A 20951-nucleotide genomic window follows, 5' to 3' on the forward strand; every position below is an offset into this window, starting at 1 on the left:
CTTCCAAATAATAAATCTTCTATCGGCATCGATCACGCCAATGTCCTAATGGCAGCCGCGTCATGTCATCGATGCATGAGAGCAAGAATAGTTGCTCCTCTTCGATAAAATAAATGGCATTTTGAGCAAACTTTCGCCCTAGTTCCATCGCCTTTTCTTGCGTAATTGGAGCGGCGAAACTCTCTTCAGCCCAAGAGAAGTTTTGGTTTCCCACTAGTACGCGACTATAACCAGTATGGACCAAATCTACAGCTAAGTGGTGATTGTTGCTATCATTCTCTGCTTGTGTTTGCCACTCACTGCCCGGATTCCAAGCAGTGATAATAGCGAACTGTTTTGCAACTGGCAGAGCCTCAAAGCGGAAGTAGGGCTGTTGATAGGCACGCCAAAAATGTGCATCTATTGCCATAATGTCTCCCGTTATACATCGATTGAATACTATTAATATTTGTTACATTCTAACTATTGATATAAATCAACAAAGTGATTGGAATTAACATTTCTACGTTGTTAGCATGCTGTTAAAATTATAAAATCCGCCTCAAAGACTGATAGAGCACAGAGGAAGATGGACCTCTAAGGGTAGAGAAATGCACCAAGGATGGCGGGCAATCAAAGAGAGTGTAATTTTATAATCTTTGGTTTATTATCAACATCACATTACCTGTATGTTATATTTTTGCCTAGAATTTAATCTATTAGCACAAATTTTTCACAAATTTAGGTACCGCCAATGCAAACCCCGCACATTCTTATTGTTGAAGATGAGCAAGTAACTCGTAACACTCTTAAGAGTATTTTTGAAGCAGAGGGATACGCTGTTTTTGAGGCCAGTGACGGTGAAGAAATGCACCAGGTGCTGTCTGATAACCAAGTGAACTTAGTTATCATGGACATTAACCTTCCAGGCAAAAACGGTCTACTACTCGCTCGTGAGCTGCGTGAGCAAGCCAATGTGGCGCTTATGTTTTTAACGGGTCGCGACAACGAAGTCGACAAAATCCTTGGTCTAGAAATCGGTGCTGATGACTACATCACCAAACCATTTAACCCACGTGAACTGACTATCCGTGCACGCAACTTGCTCAACCGTTCAATGAACGCGAGCGCAGTCAGCGAAGAAAAGCGTAGCGTTGATAAATACGTGTTCAATGGCTGGGTGTTGGATATCAACAGTCGTTCATTGGTCAGTCCAAGCGGCGATGGCTACAAACTGCCACGTTCAGAGTTTCGTGCCCTGCTTCACTTCTGTGAAAACCCAGGCAAGATCCAAACTCGTGCAGACTTGCTGAAAAAGATGACCGGACGTGAGCTAAAACCACACGATCGTACTGTCGACGTGACGATTCGTCGCATCCGCAAGCACTTTGAGTCGGTATCTGGCACACCAGAAATTATCGCGACAATTCACGGTGAAGGTTACCGTTTCTGTGGCGATCTAGAAGACTAATTGATCTTGAACGATGACAAAATGGAGCCTGATGGCTCCATTTTTTATAGCGATGAACAAAAAACGCCGACAACAAGGTAGGCGTTTTGTCGTTGATGGAAAGGGGCTAACCTTTACCACCTTTTATCGCGTCAATGATCTCAGTGGTTGAGCAGCCATCCTCAAAGTTAAGTACTTTGACTTGGCCACCATTGGCTATCACTTCTTTACCACCAGCAATCTCTTCCGGTTGGTAATCACCACCTTTAACCAATAGGTCTGGTAATACTTCGCCAATCAAACGTTGCGGCGTATCTTCGCTAAACGGTACGACCCAATCAACCGCGCCTAAACCCGCCAATACCGCCATGCGTCGATCGGTTGGATTGACTGGACGGCCAGGACCTTTTAAGCGCTTAACGGATTCATCGGTGTTGACGGCAACAATTAAGCGATCGCCAAGCTCAGCGGCGTGATTCAAGTAAGAGACATGACCAGCATGCAAAATATCGAAACAGCCATTGGTCATGACGACTTTCTCGCCTTTCGCTTGAGCATTTTTCACCGCTTGCATCAGCGCACTTTCACTAATCACACCAAAGTCTGTGTCTTGACTGCCATGTACAGCTTCTGCCAATTCAATGGTCGACACGGTTGACGTGCCTAGCTTACCAACCACAACGCCCGCAGCAGCATTGGCCAACGCACAGGCTTCATCAAGTGGTTTACCGGCAGCAACTGAAGCCGCCAATACCGAAATAACCGTATCGCCCGCCCCTGTCACGTCATAGACTTCTTGCGCCTGAGTTGGCAAGTGGAATGGTGCTTGACCACGGCGCAATAACGTCATGCCGTGTTCACTGCGCGTAACCAATAGCGCTTCAAAGTCAAACTCTTCAATCAGAGCAAGGCCTTTTTCTTCTAGCTCTTGGTCTGACTTTACTTTACCGACCACATGCTCAAACTCAGCCATATTTGGCGTTAAAAGAGTGGCACCGCGATAGCGTTCGAAATCGGCCCCTTTAGGATCGACAAATACTGGCACATTCGCCGCTCGGGCTTTTTGAATGAACAGTTGCACGTGCTCAAGTGCGCCTTTAGCATAATCCGATAACACCACGGATTTCACCTTCGGCAGGGCACGCTCCATACGCTCAAGAATCAGCTCAGCGTCAACATTTTCAAACTGATCTTCGAAATCAAGCCGGATCAATTGTTGACCACGGCTAAGAACACGCAGTTTAGTAATGGTTGGGTAATTAGGCAGACTCACAAAGTCACATTCAACTTTGAGCGCAGACAGCGTCTCGTTGAGGACCTTAGCAGGCTCATCAATCCCCGTTAAACCAACAATATGAGCGTGACCGCCAAGAGAAGCAATATTCATTGCTACGTTCGCAGCACCACCAGGACGCTCTTCATTATTTTCTACTTTGACTACAGGTACTGGGGCTTCTGGTGAAATACGACCAGTCAGGCCATACCAATAGCGATCTAACATCACATCGCCGATAATCAGCACGCCAGAGTCGCTGTAGTTAGGCAGGATTGGCTTCATTGTGGATCTCCAAATTCTAATTCGGGCAGAAGTTTAGCATAAAGCTGAGCGGTTATTCTAACCACTCGTGCCACTGTTGGATAACAAACTCACGCTCAGCAAGGAATTTATCCTCGGCCACGTCCGCATCTAAGTTAAGTAAGTTACGGTGATGGATCTGATCGCGCATCTCGGTATAAGCGTGGGTCAATGCCATTGCGTTGGCTTGTTCAAGAATGCCTTGCGCTATCATGGTTTCAATAATACGCACATTATCGCTCCAACGGGTTAGCTTGGGCTTTTGGTGACTATAGCGCAGTACTAAAAACTGCACCAAGAACTCAACATCTGTAATACCACCAGGGTCTTGCTTAAGCATAAAGCGCCCTGCTTTCTTGCCCCCCAGATGGTCACGCATTTTCACTCTCATGTCTGACACTTGCTTGATCAAGGTGGCCTCATCTCGCTCTAAGGTCAAAATTTCGTGACGCGTTTTTGCGAAGGCTTGCTGCAATGGCGCATCGCCATAGATCATTCGCGCTCGAACTAAGGCTTGATGCTCCCATGTCCAGGCATCATTGCGTTGATACTCATCAAAAGCATCGCTCGGACTAACCAATAACCCTGACACACCAGAAGGCCGCAGACGAGTATCAACATCATACAAAATGCCAGAGGCGGTACGTGTCGAGAAAATATGGATGATACGCTGAGCAAGCCGCAGGTAAAACTGGCGGCCATCAATCTCTTTCTTGCCGTCCGTATTCACATGCACAGGACAATCATGCATAAACACAATATCCAAATCAGAGTTGTACCCTAGTTCCCAACCGCCGACTTTGCCATAACCAATAACGGCAAAACCTTTGCCATCACGCTCGCTAAGATGTGTCGGTTGACCATATTTCTCGGTCAGTTGCAGCCACGCTTGTGCAACAACCGACTCCACAATCGCCTCTGCGAGATAGGTTAAGTGATCGCTCACTTTCATTACCGGTATCACGCCAGCAATATCGGCCGCCGCGATGCGTAAAATACAAATCTGCTTAAATTGGCGCAGCGCTTCCATCTGCTGCTCCATATCATCTTCAGGTATGCGTGCAAGGAAATCGCGCAGTTCGGTTCGATAGCTGTCGAGTGGAATCGGATTGTACAGTTGCTGGGGGTCGATAAGCTCATCAAGCAAGATAGGATAGCGACCCAGCTGCTCTGAAATCATCGGACTGGCAGTACACAGCCGAACTAACTGCACCAAGGCTGCCGGATGCTCATCAAGCAGCTCTAGGTAAGTGGTACGCGTGACAATTTTATGTAACAAATGCAGCACACGCGGCAGGCCGAATTTAGCATCTGGGTGAGCATATAAGGCTGCAAAGATCTTCGGCATCAGTCGGTTGAGTACTTCTCGCCCACGCGGGCCTAAGGTTTTTTTCGCCAGATCCTGTTTAAACTGGATGATGGTGGCCGCCATCTGCTGCGGGTCTTCAACCTCAACATCTTGCTCAAGGATATGCTCAATCACATCTTGCTTAGCGGCCATGTCCCACAACTCGACAAAATGCACTGCGATCTCTTGTTGCTCATCCTCATCATCACCAATCAAATTGAGAAACACCACATGCACATTGTCCATATGCATCTGCACATCGCTTATCAACTGTGACCATTGTGTGTATCCCATCGCGACAGCCAGTTGCAGCTGTTCCAGTTCACATTCAGGTAAGGTCTGAGTCTGTTTGTCTGCCATTGCCTGAAGCAGGTTCTCTAAACGACGAAGGTATTTATATGCGTGGCGTAAACAGGCGGTTTCTTCTGCCGTTAACTGTTCCAGCTCTTCGATGGCAGTTAGAGTAATCAGAAGACCTCGATGACGTAAGTTTGGCTCACGTCCACCGCGAATCAGTTGAAATACCTGAGCAATAAACTCGATTTCACGAATTCCGCCCGCCCCGAGCTTGATGTTATTGCTCAGGCCACGTCGGCGCACTTCACTGCTGATCATCGACTTCATCCGACGCAATGATTGAATCGCGCTAAAATCGATGTAACGACGGAAGACAAAGGGACGCAACATTTGGCGCAGCTCTTGATACTGAGGATACATCTCACTGCCCATCACTCGCGCTTTAATCATTGCATAGCGCTCCCAATCACGCCCTTGCTCTTGGTAGTAGTCTTCCAGTGCCGCAAAGCTCATGACCAGCGGACCACTATCGCCAAACGGGCGCAGACGCATATCGACACGGTAACAAAAGCCATCAAACGTTTGCTGATCGAGCGCTTTAATGATGCGTTGACCTAAGCGAGTAAAAAATTGTGCATTGGCGAGACTCTTACGAGCACCTTGAGTTTCACCGTTTTCTGGGTAGGTAAAAATCAGGTCGATATCGGACGAGAAATTGAGTTCCCCGCCACCAAGTTTGCCCATGCCGATGACGAGCATTGGCTGCGCTTCACCGTGCTCATTGGTTGGCGTCCCCCACAACTCGCAACACGCTTTGTATTGCCATTGGTAGGTTTCGAAAATCATCGCTTCGGCAAGCTCAGAGAGGTGCGCTAAGCTCTGCTCTAATCGCCATGAGGCCGTAAAGTCACGCCAAGCGATGTAAACCATTTCTCGGTTACGAAACTGGCGCAACACGCGATAGCCTTGCATTTCATCACTGCACTCACTAAGCATAGCGGCTAAGCGCTGACGATAATCCTGGCAACGTGATGACTGAGCGAGCATCTCAGGCAATGCCTGTTGCAAGTGCTCATCGGTAGTTAAAACGTCAACCACAAACTGGCTGAGCCCTGCAACATAGCAAAGCTGCTGGCGAAGCGGTTCAGGCCAGTGTGAAAGTGCATCAGATAGATGTAATGACTCAAGCGCTGATTGAGAATAAGAGAGGAGGCTTTCTGGCAGTTGCATGATTCTTCCTTGTTCGAGAAATACCAGCTGAGAGGATGGTAATATGCTTATTTATACCAATAAAAAACGCCCACTAGTAGCCAGTGGGCGTTTCTTAACAATAACTTGAGAAGTTAGACTTTAAATGATGTGATCTTCTTGTCGAGCTCTTCCGCATTCTGCTGCATGATTTCAGAGGTTTCAAGCAGTTCAGAGACCACGGTCACCGATGCTTCTACCAGTTCACGCACGTTAGTTAAGTTCTGATTCATCTCTTCCGCGACATTGCTCTGCTGACCTGCAGCTGTCGCAATTTGGAAATTCATATCATTAATTTGGTTTACTTGATCGACAATGCCATCTAACTCATCACCAGCATTAGTGACCAGTTCAACCCCTTCAGCGGCTTCAACCACGCTCTTCTCCATTAAGTCGACGGCGGAGCTAGCACTGGCTTGTAACTTAGAGATCATCTCTTGGATTTCGACCGTTGCTTGTTGAGTACGCTGAGCAAGGTTACGCACCTCATCAGCCACCACAGCAAAACCTCGACCTGCCTCTCCAGCGCGCGCCGCTTCTATCGCAGCATTAAGCGCTAATAAATTGGTTTGCTCGGAGATGCCTTGAATAGTACCGACGACACTACCTATCGAGTCGACACTTTCCTCGACTTGATTCACCGCATGAGCAGAAGCGGCGATATCTTTCGATAGCTCGCTGATTTTTTTCACTGTGTCTTGAACAAATCGTTGACCTGTAACCGCCGAACCAGACGCATTTTCGGTCAATGATGAGGCGCTCTGCGCATGGTCTGCTACCGTTTGAACTGTAGAGGTCATCTCGCTCATTGCTGTTGCGAGTTGATCAATTTCGTCAAACTCTTCTTTCGCCGACTCTTTGGTTTCTGACATGCTTAATGTCATCACTTCAGTCAAACCAGACAGCTCTTGCGACGCATCTATCTGTAGTCGAATCATCTCTTGCAGTTGCACACGAGTTTTCTCTAACTCACGCGCTACATCGCCATACTCATCTTTACAGGCCATTTCGATTGGCACCGAAAGGTCTTTCTGCGCCATTAATTTAATCGACTCATTTAGATATTGGGTTTGACGCAGCATCACACGCGCGGCAAACATTAACAAAGTGATAAAAACGAGGATCAGCAAACCCGTCTGCCAGGCAACTTGAACAAGATAAGCGTCGTAATGCTCCTGAGCTACCTGAATGTTTTGCGTGGCGGCAAGTAGAGAATCGTAAAAGGTACTTGCGTCCCACAACTGTTTGCTGATGATGAGTAAGGTACTGAATACCATCAGCATTACCATCTTAGGAACCAGTCGAATATCCGTAATCACTCGTTCCCACGGCTTAAACACCATCTTGGTCATTGTCCGTTCTCCACTTTGTCATATTTTGAGTTTTCAATGCTTTATATTAGAGTGGCACAGAAGGTGCGACTGCATTGATAATACTGAACTTAATTTATTTCGAGCCTCGTATGAATAGAGATATTACCAAAGACGACACAAAACCGATGAGCTTGTTGTCACTGATCTTGTCATTTATGGCGCTATTTGTGATCTCGGGCTTGTTGTTTTTTCCATTACGCCCAGAAACTCGACAGGTATTTATCGGCTTAGACTTCGTTATCTGTAGCATATTCCTTTTGCAACTCTGTATAGATTTGATCCGCTCTACAGATCGTGTGAAATATATGCAACGACACTGGATAGACTTTGTGGCCAGTGTGCCGATGATCGAACCGCTTCGCTATGCACGCTTATTTTCAATTTTGCGAGTGATCTTAGTGATCCGTTCAAGTCGCCACGCACTCAAAAAATCATTGGAAAACAAACGCGAAACCACGCTTGCTTCTATCTTGTTATTGTTGGTTATCTTGATGACTGTTGGTTCAAGTACCATGTTGTTTTTAGAGGGAAGCTCTCCCGATGCCAATATTCATAATGGCGGCGATGCCATGTGGTGGGCTTTGGTGACGATATCAACCGTTGGATATGGCGATCATTATCCGGTCACTGATGCTGGACGCATCTTGGCATCAGCGTTGATCATTTGTGGCGTCGGCTTGTTTGGTATGATTTCTGGCTTAATCACGTCGATGATTACCTCACCGTCTAAAGGTCAAGACGACCGTTCAAAGAATAAAGAACGACTATTGATCGAGTTGGTAGAAAAACAGAACGAAATTCTCAAGCGGCTCGATAAAATCGAACGCGAATCTCACACCGCGCAGAAACAAAAACGAGAGCCTTAAGCTCTCGTTTCATTCACTGTAATAACGGCAATTAATCGCGCCAATACGGCTCAGCCTCGATACAGATAACACGCGTTTGTTCCATTGCATGTAAAATAGAGCCTTGCTGACGGATCAACCAACGCTGCAGTTGCTCACGATCTTCATCTTCTAGTTTATCGACCAGTTGTTCTAGGGTCTTTAACTTAAGCAAGTCGTCAGTGCCGTGCAGTAAGTCGCTCCAAGGTAAACGGAAGCTATTGCGATCCTCATTATTATATAAGCGGGCAAAACTCACTCCGGTATAAAGGTTACGCATCAAACGGTACTGCTGCTCGATATAGTCGTCACCGGTTAAGTTCTTCTCCGGTGGAAAAGCTTGCATTAATTCAGTCCAAGTACGCTCAAGTTGCTCCACCGAAAAGTGCTCAATGTTAAGTGCCATCTTTTCACGCGCTTTGTCGTCGAGAAACGGCTGCCATCCACGAGTCAGAATCCAGCGACTTAAATCAAGCAACAAGCCCGTGTAGCGGGCACCAGTAATTAACTCTAACATTTGCTCACGGGCTGGCAGCTGCTCTTGAACTAACTTAAGCTCTGCGATCAAAAACTTGCGCGCATCCAATTTGCGCAATGCGTGGCCTTTATCGTCAAGTAAATCTTCTAAGTAGTCGTAATCTCGCAACCATTCCAGCTCTTGCTCTAACCATTTCAGCTCTTGGCGTAAAATCGCACTTGCGCGGCGCGGAACCACACCACCATAGACGGTTAAAATCTGGCGGATAAAACTGATGGCATTTTTTATTTCATGTAACGCTTCTATCGAATCACGCTCTGCATAAATCTGTTCGTGGTAGTGCCAATGTGAGAGCGCATGCTCAAGTGAGTTAATAAAGCAAGATTCTACCGTGTCGTGCTTATTCGTTGGCACCAGCGCCAAAGGTTTTACCTCATCGCCTGGGTATTCCACCGCTAAACGATACCCTTTTGCAGCCTTGCTGAGGTTGCCTAGGCGCATACCACCATGCTCACAGAAGTGACGAGCTAAAGTAAACAGTGCATCGGTTTGACCTGATTTCAGCTCCAGCTCCACTTCACAAATAGGGGTTTCTCTGCCACCCGCCTCGACTTGGCCTTGATCAAAGGCAACTTCGACTTGGCTGCCATCAGTCATACCAATCAGCCATTGCTCACGAGTAAAGTTGGTAGAAAAAAGCGCGGTAAGTTGCGATTGAAGAGTGGCGACATCCTTACCCTCTGGCCAGATGTCACTAGGGTGTAAGGTCAAATCCGGTTGGTTCCGATCGTGCTCAGCGTTGTATTCCGGTCGTTGGTGCAACCCTGCCACCACACGCCCGGCGGTTTTGACTGTCTGGACGTACACATCATCAAAACGACGAATACGCAAGCCAATATCGTGTTGACGTAACCAGTTATCTGGGGTATCAAAATAGATGTTACCCAGCGCTCGACAGCTGTGCTGAAGTACTTTGGTTTCAGAGATCTTATTGCGCAAAGTCTCTGAAAATTCAGGAGAAACAAAAAACTTCAGTTCTATCTCGGTTTCCATAGCTATACCTTTCAAAGCAGATAGAGACAGGATATTGCCAATTTTCTTACTCGGCAAGAAAGAAATATCACCCTAATGATGATCTAAAACAGTTTTAATGAGTGATTTAATGGGTTAACATGCGCGCCTTTATAGCCATCGTTCAACATTTCGCCATGAAATGGTGTATGTTAGTTTTTAGGTTATATTAATTGGGTTGAATGACCATGCCAGTAAATACAATTATGGGGTTATTTGCAAAGTCCCCTATTAAACCTTTGCAGCGCCACGTTGTGTGCGTAAATGAATGTTGCTCACATCTCATCAACTTTTTTGAAGTCAGTTCAAAAGGTGACTGGGAGAAAGCCTCTGAAATTCGCGCTCAAATTTCTCATCTAGAGAGAGAAGCCGACGTACTTAAGCGCGAAATTCGTCTCAAACTTCCTCGTGGTTTGTTTATGCCAGTAGATCGTAGCGATATGCTAGAACTACTAACGCAGCAAGACAAACTCGCCAACCTAGCAAAAGATATTGCTGGCCGTGTTTATGGCCGTCAATTGATGATCCCTGCACCTCTTCAAGAAAACTTCATTGCGTATGTGAAGCGCTGCCTTGATGCAGCAAACCAAGCGCAAAAAGTTATCAATGAGCTTGATGAGTTATTGGAAACTGGATTTAAAGGTCGCGAAGTCACACTCGTGGCTGAAATGATCCACCAACTGGATGCGATTGAGGACGACACGGATGTCATGCAGATTGAACTTCGTCAACAGCTAATGTCGATTGAAGCCGATCTGAACCCGATTGATGTGATGTTCCTTTACAAAATTCTAGAGTGGGTGGGCGGTATTGCTGATCAGGCGCAACGTGTTGGTGCGCGCCTTGAAGTAATGTTGTCACGCTCATAACGATAAGTTAACCAAATAACGAAGAGCATCTAAAATAAAGGCACACACCCCTCATAAGCGCTAAATACTGACGCGCTGAAGGGGTTTTGTCGTGCTAAATTTTTGCTCCGCTTGTTATCAACAACTAGGTAATACGATGGATATCCTTGCGAACTACGGCACTGTCCTGATTTTAATTGCAGCCGCTTTCGGTTTTCTGATGGCTATTGGTATTGGTGCGAATGATGTCGCCAATGCGATGGGGACATCGGTAGGCTCTAAAGCGCTAACCGTAAAACAAGCGATCATTATTGCAATGATCTTTGAATTTGCGGGGGCATACCTTGCAGGCGGTGAAGTCACCGACACTATTCGTAAAGGCGTTATTGAAACGTCCCTATTTGCTCACCAACCAGACGTATTAGTCTACGGTATGATGTCCGCGCTGCTTGCTGCGGGTACTTGGCTACTGCTTGCGTCTTACATGGGTTGGCCAGTATCAACGACTCACTCTATTATCGGTGCCATCATCGGTTTTGCCTGTGTGTCAGTCGGTACTGAAGCGGTTGATTGGGATAGTGTTCAAGGTATTGTTGGTAGCTGGATTATTACACCAGTTATCTCCGGCTTCTTTGCTTACGTTATCTTTGTCAGTGCGCAGCGACTGATCTTTGACACAGAGAATCCTCTGTTTAATGCCAAACGTTTTGTACCTGTGTACATGTTCATCACGACCATGGTGATCGCACTGGTTACGATTAAAAAAGGGCTTAAGCACGTTGGGCTACACCTTAGTAATGGTGAAGCGTGGATGTGGGCTGCGATTGTTTCTGGCATCGTAATGACCGGCGGTTACTTCTACATTCAGAAGAAGTTTGCCAGTCGTGAAGATGACCACGGTTTTGCTGGCGTTGAGGGTATCTTCAGCGTGCTAATGGTGATCACTGCTTGTGCAATGGCCTTCGCTCACGGCTCTAATGACGTAGCGAACGCGATTGGTCCACTGTCTGCCGTCGTATCAACTGTTGAGCACATGGGCGAAATTACCGGTAAGAGCACGATAGCTTGGTGGATTCTGCCATTAGGTGGTTTTGGTATTGTGGTTGGTTTGGCAACGCTAGGCCATAAGGTTATGGCAACCGTTGGTACTGGTATCACTGAATTGACGCCAAGCCGTGGTTTTGCCGCGCAGCTTGCGACAGCATGTACTGTAGTACTTGCATCCGGTACTGGACTGCCAATCTCAACCACTCAAACGCTTGTGGGCGCTGTTTTAGGTGTTGGTTTTGCCCGTGGTATTGCGGCATTAAACCTAGGTGTTGTTCGTAACATCGTGGCGTCTTGGATTGTGACGCTGCCAGCGGGTGCACTACTTGCCGTGGTCTTTTTCTATGCGATTCAAGCGGCGTTCACTTAATTAATCCGTCAGTGATGTGTTAACTCACTGTCATTATTGACTCAAACCCGCAGAAAGGGAGGCTCAGCCTCCCTTCTTTGTTGCAGTCAGTTCAGAAACTACTTACTATTTGGCGTTAGCAACACATAGACAATGGCGATTAAGCCTGCAAAAAGACTGTTAAAGGATTTACCGTGAAAAAACTGGTTTGCTTGGTTTTAGTATCAATGCTTGCAGTTCCTGCTGCATTTGCTCAAAACCGTTACATCTCTGATAAACTCTTCACTTATATGCACTCTGGCCCGAGCAACCAATTCCGTATTATTGGCAGCGTAGATGCTGGCGATAAAGTGAAGCTGTTGTCGATCGATAAAGACACTGGCTATACCCAAGTTCAAGATGAAAAAGGTCGCACTGGCTGGGTAGAAAGTCGTTTTGTCACTAATCAAGAAAGTATGGCGTTGCGCCTACCACGTCTTGAAAAAGAACTCGCGGAAGTCAAAGGAAAACTGGCGAATGCACGTTCAAATGCCGATCAAGAAAAAGCTGGACTGGTCGACTCTTTAGAAACTCGTACCCGTCAAATTAACGATCTTGAACAGGGCTACAGTGAAATGAGCCAACAGCTTTCGGCGTCACAAGAAGAGGTGCGTAAACTGCGTGCAAAACTTGATACGCAAAAAGATGACTTACTGCTGAAGTACTTCATGTACGGTGGTGGCGTTGCTGGAATAGGCCTACTACTGGGTTTGATTCTTCCGCATATCACGCCTCGCAGAAAACGCTCTCCATCAGGTTGGTCGTAAGCACATAAGCATTGATAAAAAGGTCACTCTCCAGTGACCTTTTTTATTTATCTAACGCTTAACCTGGCCAATCATAGAGTGCCGGAACCTCTATCATTTCATTGTTGAAACGAATCAACGTCGCTTGCTGCTCTATCGCCACGAGTTGAACCCTATCGCTGATCCAATCACCTTGGTTATATTCAATGCCATTGACTTTGACCCAACGCTTGCTGACATTATTTGAATAGACATGTGTTTGGAAGTTCATCGCGGGCAGTTTTCCGTACCAACGCTCGGCTTGCTGGGCAAGATTAGAGGCAGCTGGCAAATTTGACCGACTTGGTGAACGTACAGACGGGTTGAGCACCGACTCAAAACGCCGTGCTAGCTCAGGTGACAGCTCAGATAGGTCGAGTCCGTTAAGCAGTGGATCTTGATTTGACGAGACTTCACCAATGACGCTCTCTTTCTGGCTCGACACATCACTCTTGTTGCTGATGCTAGTGTCGACAACAGAAACAGTGCCCGTTTGAGCCTCGCGATACGTCGCCTTAAGCGGTTCAAAGCTCGGTGCCACCTGGCTATGATAGTCAAACGGTACATCAAGCACTAAGGTTTTAGCCACATTACTTTCAAGCCACTGTTGCTTAGTCAGTTGATAGTCTTGCCACACCACAACCGCGCAGATCATGATTGGCGGCATTAGTGCCAAGGCAAAGTATTTTGCAATTGAGTGCGAACCCGGTTTAACACTGGTTTGCAGATAATGCCATTGATTAGATTGGGTCGCTTGATGAAGGCGCTCCGACTCTTTGAGCGCTTGCATGACTTTAGACATTACTTTCCTCCTGCACCACGAGCTTAGGTGCTTGCTGCTGAGAAAGGCGCTCAAGTAATTGCAACGTCTCTTTACCCGCAATACCATCGACACTTAAATTTTGCCAGCGCTGGAATAACTCTACTTTGTGCTTCAAATTAATATCAAATTGATCATTGGCCGATTCGGGCTCTCCTAACACTTGTGATAGATGCTTATCTAAACGCATTATCGGTTCGCCAGACATACCAAGTTTAAGCGTCTGAAACCAGTAACTGTGCCAGATTTGATGATAATTGCCTTGCCATATAGTGTCTAACCACTGTTGTTCAAAGGTCATCAGTTGGTCATTGACCATCAGGGTCACTAAGTTATTTTCAACCTGATAAAGCACCGCATAATAGTTTTGCTCATCGATAGTCAGATTGAGTAGCACGGGCACATTGCGCTCGATTAATTGTGCCAGCGATGCCTGCCCTCGCTGACAACGAAACAGGCTCTCTGTGTTGTCGAGACACAGTTGATCAAGCACTGAAGCCCGATAGCCCCATACCTTATACAACGCTGCAAGACCTTGCTCTTGATTCCCCCCTTGCATGAGCAACGTTTTCACAGGCTCAGCAAAGACGGTACGCTGTTGTGTTGCCGACTCAACTTGTGGGTGTTGCTGTTTAAGATAGGCTTGTATCCACGCATGGCTAAGTGATGGCACAAAGGCGTATGCTGCTAAAGAAAGCGTCACCGCCACTGTTAACGTGGCGACAGCGCTACTCAGACCCGATTTTGCTTGTTGGATAAACGGAGCAACCGAGCCAGTTTGAAAGCCCATCACCTCGTCCGTGGCGCGCTGAACCGTAGCCAGTGATGGTTTGGGTTCACCAAGGCTGTATGCCTGCTTCAAGCAAGCGTCACACACTAGGTTAATCAGTCGTGGTATACCTTGCGTTTGACGCGCAATATACTTAATTGCGGCTGATGAAAATAGCTCGGCCGAACCACCAGCAAGGGTTAAACGAAACTTAATATAATCACGTGTTTCGTCTCGATTGAGCGGTAATAAATGATAGCGTCCGGTTATCCGCTGGGCCAACTGCCTTAACTGCGGCATTTGCAGTTTTTGCTGTAGTTCCGGCTGGCCAATCAACAGAACTTTGAGGAGCTTTTGCCTATCCGTTTCAAGGTTAGTCAATAGACGCAATTGTTCCAACACATCGGCAGATAAGTGTTGCGCCTCGTCAATCACCAACAACGTTTGAATGCCTTGGCTATGATTACTCAGTAAAAAGTGATGCAGCGTCTGATTAAGTTGTTTGAGTGATGCGCCTTGAGGGTAATCAAGACCAAACTCATCACAGATGGCTTCAAGCAGTTCGATACTGGAAAAAGTCGGGTTCAGAATCAAGCCTGCCTGAGTGTTGTCTGCTAGAGTATTGAGTATTGACTTAGCAATCGTCGTTTTCCCTGTCCCGACCTCACCAGTAAGCATGGCAAAACCGCCGCCTTCACCCAAACCGGCTTGAATTTGCACTATCGCTTCTTGATGACGCCGACTTTGATAAAGGAAACGAGAGTTTGGCACAATCGAAAAAGGCAGCTCAGTGAGCGCAAAATGTTGTAGATACATACTTCTCGTCTCTGGGAATTTACTGCTAAGGAAAGTACCATTGCTGACACAAATAGCCAATGGCCAGATAAGTAAAAGGGAGAGCTAGGTGCAAAGATACCTTGTTGGCGGCGCAGTTCGCGATCAACTGCTAAATATAGCCGTCTATGATAAAGATTGGGTGGTGGTCGGTTCGACCCCACAACAGCTGCTCGATCAAGGTTATACTGCGGTGGGTAAAGACTTTCCGGTATTTCTACACCCGCAAACCAAGCAAGAGCACGCCTTAGCTCGCACTGAACGTAAAACAGGCAGTGGTTATACCGGCTTTGAGTGCTACTTTGCTGCCGATGTAACCTTAGAAGAAGATCTGCTCAGGCGTGATCTGACCATTAATGCTATGGCTCAAGATCCCAACGGCGAAATTGTCGATCCCTTCAATGGTCAACAAGATCTTAAAGATCGCGTTCTGCGCCATGTTTCTAATGCCTTTACCGAAGATCCTTTGCGAGTCCTGCGTGTCGCGCGCTTTGCTGCCAAACTGCACCACTTAGGTTTTACCATTGCGCCAGAAACCTTGGTCTTGATGCGTCAAATTAGCCAATCCGGTGAGCTGAAACACCTCACACCTGAGCGAGTCTGGCAAGAGTGGCACAAATCATTATCAACCGCTGATCCGCAGGTCTTCTTGTCAGTATTGCGAGATTGCGATGCGTTGCAGGTGGTGCTGCCCGAACTTAATGCTCTGTTTGGTGTTCCGCAACCAGAGCAATGGCACCCAGAAATAGACACCGGGATCCATACTCTGTTGGTCGCAAAACAGGCGGCATTATTGAGTGAATCTCTTCCGGTACGCTTTGCCGCTCAAGTGCACGATTTAGGTAAAGGGATTACGCCCAAAAGCGAATGGCCGAGTCACAAAATGCATTGTCATACTGGCTTAAAACTTATCAAAACGCTATGTGAACGAGTCCGGGTGCCTAACGAATATCGAGATTTAGCCCTGATGGTCTGTGAGCAACACTCAAATATTCATCGCGCGGCAGAGCTGCGCCCTGAAACCAAACTCAAAGTACTTAATAAGTTTGATGTGTGGCGTAAGCCAGAGCGCTTGGACAATATTTTACTTTGTTGCATGGCTGATAGTCGTGGGCGTACGGGTTTTGAAGATATCGACTACCCGCAGAAAGAGATATTCGAAAGTGCCTATCAGGCCGCACTGTCGGTTAATGTCCAAGACATCGTTAAAGAGGGGTTTAAAGGCGCAGAGATAAAAACACAATTAGAGCGACAGCGGATCAGCGCCATCGCAATAACAAATTAAACACATGATCGAAAAGCGATACATCAGTAAGTAAAGTCAGGCTACACTTATATTAATAATAATATCATTGGAACTTGTAGTGGCCTCATGTATCGACGTTTGAAATGTCTTATAGTTTTGCTACCCGCTTTATTTTTTCTTGGCTGCTATTTTGAGGGCCATAATTCGCTCACTATCAATCCCACGGGAGTGACTTCCATCGCAGTATCGCCTAACCCCATAAAAGTTGCCGATGGTGGGGATCTACAGCTTAGTGCTTCAGCAACAGTAATTACTGCCGAAGGAAAGGAGATTACTATTGATATCACCCAAGCAGCGAAGTGGCGCTCTTTAAATACAGGACTGGTTGATTTTGACACCAGCTTAGGAGCTGGTGTTTTGTCTGGCTATTATACTGGTAGCTCTGATGTTACTCAGATAATTGTCACTTATGAGGGGGTAGAGAGCGATCCTGTCGATGTTGAAGTGTGTCAGCTAAACCAAGATTGCTTAATGCAAAAAATTGTCGACTCATCCGGAGTCTATGTTACTAGCTCTCCTAGTCTAGATTACGTCAACGGGATCGATAATCCACCAAGCTATGATTCTGCGGTGAGTGATTTTTCCGGTGGCAGTAGTTATGGTCAATTTATTGCGATGACTTGGGCTCAAGCCAATAACTGGTGCGACTACTTAAGCAGTATCGAGTTGGAAGGGCGAAACAACTGGCTACTTTACGAAGAAGATATTTACGATTTACTTTACGCCGCTGTGGGAAACTTTTATAGCGCACTGGGTTGGCCAATCACATACTCTTATTGGACAAGTGATGCAGGTCTTGTTGTGGGAGACTACGTCACCTACCACTTAAATGATGGCTCTCAGTCCGAATTATCACAAGCAACACCTCTTTATGCGAGTTGTATCTCCACCCCGTAAGAGTTGATTTCGGCTCTGTATATGGCCAAATAGCTCATAATATTAAACAATTCCCGCTCCAAAGGCCGCTGGTTTGTCACATATCAGCGGCGCGCTCACCTAGAGCTTCCTCGATACGGATAAGTTGGTTGCTTTCTTTTAGGTATAGCAGCAACACGGTCAGAACGGCTCATCGTTCTAAAGTACAACTATACAAATAAAAACCCCCGCCGAAGCGAGGGTTTCAATAAGCTATTTAGCTAAACTTATTCAATTAAGAATTAAGCTTGGCCTTTAACTTCTTTAAGACCGTGGAAAGGAGCGCGCTCACCTAGAGCTTCCTCGATACGGATAAGTTGGTTGCTTTCTTTTAGGTATAGCAGCAACACGGTCAGAACGGCTCATCGTTCTAAAGTAAAACTATACAAATAAAAACCCCCGCCGAAGCGAGGGTTTCAATAAGCTATTTAGCTAAACTTATTCAATTAAGAATTAAGCTTGACCTTTAACTTCTTTAAGACCGTGGAAAGGAGCGCGCTCACCTAGAGCTTCCTCGATACGGATAAGTTGGTTGTACTTAGCAACACGGTCAGAACGGCTCATAGAACCCGTTTTGATTTGGCCTGCAGCAGTACCTACCGCTAGATCAGCGATAGTTGCATCTTCAGTTTCGCCAGAACGGTGAGAGATAACTGCAGTGTAGCCAGCGTCTTTAGCCATCTTGATTGCAGCTAGAGTCTCAGTTAGTGAACCGATTTGGTTGAACTTGATAAGGATAGAGTTAGCTACGCCTTTCTCGATGCCTTGAGCAAGGATCTTAGTGTTAGTAACGAATAGATCGTCACCCACTAGTTGAAGCTTGTCGCCCATAAGTTCAGTTTGGTGCTTGAAGCCATCCCAATCTGACTCGTCAAGACCGTCTTCGATAGATACGATTGGGTATTGGTTCGCAAGGTCTTGTAGGTAGAAGTTAAACTCTTCAGAAGTGAAGATTTTGCCTTCGCCTTTCATGTTGTAGTTGCCAGCTTCTTTGTCGTAGAACTCAGATGCTGCACAGTCCATCGCTAGAGTAACGTCTTTACCTAGTACGTAACCAGCTGCTTCTACCGCTTCTTTGATTGCTGCTAGAGCAGCCGCGTTAGATTCTAGGTTAGGAGCGAAACCACCTTCATCACCAACAGCTGTGCTTAGGCCTTTAGCTTTAAGAACTTTAGCTAGGTTGTGGAATACTTCAGCACCGATACGTAGCGCTTCTTTAAGAGTCTTAGCACCAACTGGTTGGATCATGAACTCTTGGATATCAACGTTGTTATCAGCGTGCTCACCACCGTTGATGATGTTCATCATTGGTAGAGGCATAGAGAACTGACCAGCAGTACCGTTTAGCTCAGCGATGTGCTCGTATAAAGGCATGCCTTTAGCAGCAGCTGCTGCTTTAGCGTTTGCTAGAGAAACCGCTAGGATTGCGTTAGCGCCGAACTTAGATTTGTTTTCAGTACCGTCTAGGTCAATCATTACTGCGTCGATTGCAGCTTGATCTTTCGCGTCTTTACCCACTAGAGCTTCTGCGATAGCGCCGTTAACTGCTTCAACAGCTTTAAGAACACCTTTACCTAGGAAACGAGCTTTGTCGCCGTCACGTAGCTCAAGAGCTTCACGTGAACCAGTTGATGCGCCAGATGGAGCAGCAGCCATACCTACGAAACCGCCTTCTAGGTGTACTTCAGCTTCTACTGTTGGGTTACCACGTGAATCAATAATTTCACGACCTAGAACTTTAACGATCTTAGACATTGAATGTTTCCTTCTCGTTGAATATATAATGTCAAAATTAAAGGCAGCAGCACAACTAACGCTACTGTCTGTATTCCTTACTTCTCTAATTCGCCGCGTTGGTAATCACCAGCCGCTTTAACGAAACCTGCAAATAGCGGGTGGCCATCGCGAGGTGTTGAAGTGAACTCTGGGTGGAATTGAGCTGCTACAAACCAAGGGTGAGCTGGATTCTCAATCACTTCTACCAATTTCTTGTCTGCAGAAAGGCCTGATACTTTTAAGCCTGCTTTTTCAATCTGTGGACGAAGATTATTGTTCACTTCATAACGGTGGCGATGACGCTCATGGATTGTCGCGCTACCGTAAAGTTCACGTGCTTTGGTACCTTTTTCAAGGTGACATAGCTGCGAACCAAGACGCATAGTACCACCCAAGTCTGACTTCTCAGTACGTTCTTCAACGTTACCTGTCTCGTCAACCCATTCAGTGATTAGACCAACCACTGGGTACTTAGTTTCTTTATTAAATTCTGTTGAGTGTGCACCTTCCATACCCGCAACATTACGTGCGTATTCGATCAGTGCCACTTGCATACCTAGACAGATACCTAAGTAAGGGACTTTGTTTTCACGTGCATATTGTGCCGCTAGGATCTTGCCTTCTACCCCACGGTCACCAAAACCACCAGGAACAAGAATCGCATCTAAACCGTCAAGCAGTTCTACGCCTTTGCTTTCTAGATCTTGCGAGTCCACATACTTAATCTTCACACTTAAACGGTTTTTCAGACCTGCGTGTTTCAGTGCTTCGTTAACCGATTTGTAGGCATCTGGCAGCTCAATATACTTACCAACCATACCAATCGTCACTTCAGCCGTTGGATTAGCTTCTTCATAGATAACCTGTTCCCATTCAGACAGGTTCGCTTCTGGAGCCGTAATACCAAAACGGGTACAAACGAGATCATCAAGCCCTTGAGACTTAATCAACTGTGGGATCTTGTAGATTGAATCTACGTCCTTCATTGAGATAACCGCTTTTTCTGGAACATTACAGAATAGAGCGATTTTCTTACGTTCGTTAGCCGGGATCACACGGTCGCTACGACACACTAGGATGTCAGGCTGAATACCGATAGAAAGCAGTTCTTTTACTGAGTGCTGAGTAGGCTTAGTTTTTACTTCGCCTGCTGCGGCCAGGTAAGGGACAAGAGTCAGGTGCATAAACATCGCACGCTCACGGCCAAGCTCTACCGCTAGTTGGCGAATCGCTTCCATGAATGGCAGTGATTCAATATCACCAACGGTGCCGCCCACTTCGACGATAGCAACGTCATGGCCTTCTGAACCTGCGATAACACGATCTTTGATTGCGTTAGTGATATGAGGAATTACCTGAATGGTAGCGCCTAGATAATCACCACGACGCTCTTTACGAAGAACGTCAGCGTAAACACGACCAGCTGTGAAGTTGTTGCGCTTAGTCATCTTGGTGCGGATGAAACGCTCATAGTGACCTAGGTCAAGATCAGTTTCAGCGCCATCTTCCGTAACGAACACTTCACCATGTTGAGTTGGGCTCATTGTGCCTGGATCAACGTTGATGTAAGGGTCAAGCTTCATCATAGTCACTTTAAGACCACGAGCTTCTAAAATAGCCGCAAGAGATGCTGCTGCAATACCTTTACCTAGAGAGGATACAACCCCGCCAGTAACAAAAATGTAATTTGTCGTCATGTTTAACCTGAAATTGGTTGAATGAGGGAAAATGGATTTCTTCTGGACGGGATATAAATATA

General features: G+C 46.4%; 16 protein-coding genes. 7 read left to right on the forward strand and 9 right to left on the reverse strand.

Translation table 11 applies throughout. The features are described 5' to 3' along the window. Nucleotides 1–19: 19 nt before the first annotated feature. A complete protein-coding gene (locus tag ViNHUV68_RS11880; RefSeq protein ID WP_038174216.1) occupies nt 20–409 on the reverse strand; it encodes a DUF3293 domain-containing protein in 390 nt (129 codons plus the stop codon). Nucleotides 410–733: 324 nt separating this feature from the next. Here ViNHUV68_RS11880 and arcA point away from each other — a divergent pair, with 324 nt between their 5' ends. Then, nucleotides 734–1450 (forward strand): two-component system response regulator ArcA, encoded by a 717-nt coding sequence (gene arcA / locus ViNHUV68_RS11885; protein ID WP_038174218.1) that lies wholly within the window; start codon nt 734–736, stop codon nt 1448–1450. A gap of 106 nt (nt 1451–1556) precedes the next feature. Here arcA and hldE read toward each other — a convergent pair whose 3' ends face one another. From hldE to ViNHUV68_RS11900, 3 genes are all read right to left on the reverse strand, one after another. Then, a complete protein-coding gene (gene hldE, locus ViNHUV68_RS11890; RefSeq protein WP_391088281.1) occupies nt 1557–2987 on the reverse strand; it encodes a bifunctional D-glycero-beta-D-manno-heptose-7-phosphate kinase/D-glycero-beta-D-manno-heptose 1-phosphate adenylyltransferase HldE in 1431 nt (476 codons plus the stop codon). Between the two features lie 52 nt (nt 2988–3039). After that, nucleotides 3040–5880: a bifunctional [glutamate--ammonia ligase]-adenylyl-L-tyrosine phosphorylase/[glutamate--ammonia-ligase] adenylyltransferase gene (glnE, locus tag ViNHUV68_RS11895; RefSeq protein ID WP_391088282.1), complete on the reverse strand. Its 2841-nt coding sequence runs from the start codon at nt 5878–5880 to the stop codon at nt 3040–3042. A 113-nt stretch (nt 5881–5993) separates the two neighbouring features. Further along, a complete protein-coding gene (locus ViNHUV68_RS11900) occupies nt 5994–7250 on the reverse strand; it encodes a methyl-accepting chemotaxis protein (protein WP_038174222.1) in 1257 nt (418 codons plus the stop codon). Between the two features lie 110 nt (nt 7251–7360). On the opposite strand from ViNHUV68_RS11900, the gene ViNHUV68_RS11905 reads away from it, so the two are divergent. Further along, on the forward strand, nt 7361–8137 hold the full coding sequence (locus tag ViNHUV68_RS11905) for a potassium channel family protein (protein ID WP_038174223.1): 777 nt from the start codon (nt 7361–7363) through the stop codon (nt 8135–8137). Between the two features lie 31 nt (nt 8138–8168). On the opposite strand, the gene ViNHUV68_RS11910 is transcribed toward ViNHUV68_RS11905, so the two are convergent. Further along, nucleotides 8169–9686, reverse strand: a complete 1518-nt coding sequence (locus ViNHUV68_RS11910) for a CYTH domain-containing protein (protein ID WP_391088284.1) — start codon at nt 9684–9686, stop codon at nt 8169–8171. A 206-nt stretch (nt 9687–9892) separates the two neighbouring features. On the opposite strand from ViNHUV68_RS11910, the gene ViNHUV68_RS11915 reads away from it, so the two are divergent. From ViNHUV68_RS11915 to ViNHUV68_RS11925, 3 genes are all read left to right on the forward strand, one after another. Then, complete coding sequence (locus tag ViNHUV68_RS11915; RefSeq protein WP_038174293.1) at nt 9893–10573, forward strand: TIGR00153 family protein; 681 nt, start codon at nt 9893–9895, stop codon at nt 10571–10573. Between the two features lie 136 nt (nt 10574–10709). Then, nucleotides 10710–11969, forward strand: a complete 1260-nt coding sequence (locus tag ViNHUV68_RS11920) for an inorganic phosphate transporter (RefSeq protein WP_038174226.1) — start codon at nt 10710–10712, stop codon at nt 11967–11969. Nucleotides 11970–12142: 173 nt separating this feature from the next. Further along, complete coding sequence (locus ViNHUV68_RS11925) at nt 12143–12754, forward strand: TIGR04211 family SH3 domain-containing protein (protein ID WP_038174227.1); 612 nt, start codon at nt 12143–12145, stop codon at nt 12752–12754. Between the two features lie 58 nt (nt 12755–12812). On the opposite strand, the gene ViNHUV68_RS11930 is transcribed toward ViNHUV68_RS11925, so the two are convergent. Further along, entirely contained in the window at nt 12813–13574 is a 762-nt protein-coding gene (locus tag ViNHUV68_RS11930; protein WP_391088287.1) for a general secretion pathway protein GspB, read from the reverse strand. Then, entirely contained in the window at nt 13567–15177 is a 1611-nt protein-coding gene (locus ViNHUV68_RS11935) for an AAA family ATPase (RefSeq protein WP_391088289.1), read from the reverse strand. The genes ViNHUV68_RS11930 and ViNHUV68_RS11935 overlap by 8 nt, the downstream gene beginning before the upstream one ends. An 88-nt stretch (nt 15178–15265) precedes the next feature. Between ViNHUV68_RS11935 and ViNHUV68_RS11940 the strand changes: the two genes are divergently transcribed. Together ViNHUV68_RS11940 and ViNHUV68_RS11945 are read left to right on the forward strand one after the other, a co-directional pair. Further along, the gene (locus ViNHUV68_RS11940; RefSeq protein WP_391088291.1) at nt 15266–16480 is read left to right on the forward strand and encodes a multifunctional CCA addition/repair protein; all 1215 of its coding nucleotides are present in this window, start codon (nt 15266–15268) and stop codon (nt 16478–16480) included. Nucleotides 16481–16669: 189 nt separating this feature from the next. Further along, entirely contained in the window at nt 16670–17398 is a 729-nt protein-coding gene (locus tag ViNHUV68_RS11945) for a hypothetical protein (protein WP_391088293.1), read from the forward strand. 471 nt (nt 17399–17869) lie between these two features. Here the strand turns inward: ViNHUV68_RS11945 and eno are convergent, their stop codons facing one another. Together eno and ViNHUV68_RS11955 are read right to left on the reverse strand one after the other, a co-directional pair. Next, nucleotides 17870–19171 (reverse strand): phosphopyruvate hydratase, encoded by a 1302-nt coding sequence (gene eno, locus ViNHUV68_RS11950; RefSeq protein ID WP_038174234.1) that lies wholly within the window; start codon nt 19169–19171, stop codon nt 17870–17872. Nucleotides 19172–19248: 77 nt separating this feature from the next. Next, entirely contained in the window at nt 19249–20889 is a 1641-nt protein-coding gene (locus ViNHUV68_RS11955) for a CTP synthase (RefSeq protein ID WP_038174235.1), read from the reverse strand. Nucleotides 20890–20951 lie beyond the last annotated feature (62 nt).

Origin of the sequence: Vibrio sp. NH-UV-68 (assembly GCF_042940635.1) — a bacterium.
In the GTDB taxonomy this organism is placed as follows: Bacteria; Pseudomonadota; Gammaproteobacteria; order Enterobacterales; family Vibrionaceae; genus Vibrio; species Vibrio pacinii.

Excerpts from the sequence above, each read along its gene's own strand:
- ViNHUV68_RS11900 (WP_038174222.1), bottom strand. The coding sequence starts at position 7,250 with ATGACCAAGATGGTGTTTAAGCCGTGGGAACGAGTGATTACGGATATT.
- glnE (WP_391088282.1), bottom strand. The coding sequence starts at position 5,880 with ATGCAACTGCCAGAAAGCCTCCTCTCTTATTCTCAATCAGCGCTTGAG.
- ViNHUV68_RS11915 (WP_038174293.1), top strand. The coding sequence starts at position 9,893 with ATGCCAGTAAATACAATTATGGGGTTATTTGCAAAGTCCCCTATTAAA.
- ViNHUV68_RS11935 (WP_391088289.1), bottom strand. The coding sequence starts at position 15,177 with ATGTATCTACAACATTTTGCGCTCACTGAGCTGCCTTTTTCGATTGTG.
- eno (WP_038174234.1), bottom strand. The coding sequence starts at position 19,171 with ATGTCTAAGATCGTTAAAGTTCTAGGTCGTGAAATTATTGATTCACGT.
- ViNHUV68_RS11930 (WP_391088287.1), bottom strand. The coding sequence starts at position 13,574 with ATGTCTAAAGTCATGCAAGCGCTCAAAGAGTCGGAGCGCCTTCATCAA.
- ViNHUV68_RS11955 (WP_038174235.1), bottom strand. The coding sequence starts at position 20,889 with ATGACGACAAATTACATTTTTGTTACTGGCGGGGTTGTATCCTCTCTA.
- arcA (WP_038174218.1), top strand. The coding sequence starts at position 734 with ATGCAAACCCCGCACATTCTTATTGTTGAAGATGAGCAAGTAACTCGT.
- hldE (WP_391088281.1), bottom strand. The coding sequence starts at position 2,987 with ATGAAGCCAATCCTGCCTAACTACAGCGACTCTGGCGTGCTGATTATC.
- ViNHUV68_RS11910 (WP_391088284.1), bottom strand. The coding sequence starts at position 9,686 with ATGGAAACCGAGATAGAACTGAAGTTTTTTGTTTCTCCTGAATTTTCA.
- ViNHUV68_RS11920 (WP_038174226.1), top strand. The coding sequence starts at position 10,710 with ATGGATATCCTTGCGAACTACGGCACTGTCCTGATTTTAATTGCAGCC.
- ViNHUV68_RS11880 (WP_038174216.1), bottom strand. The coding sequence starts at position 409 with ATGGCAATAGATGCACATTTTTGGCGTGCCTATCAACAGCCCTACTTC.
- ViNHUV68_RS11905 (WP_038174223.1), top strand. The coding sequence starts at position 7,361 with ATGAATAGAGATATTACCAAAGACGACACAAAACCGATGAGCTTGTTG.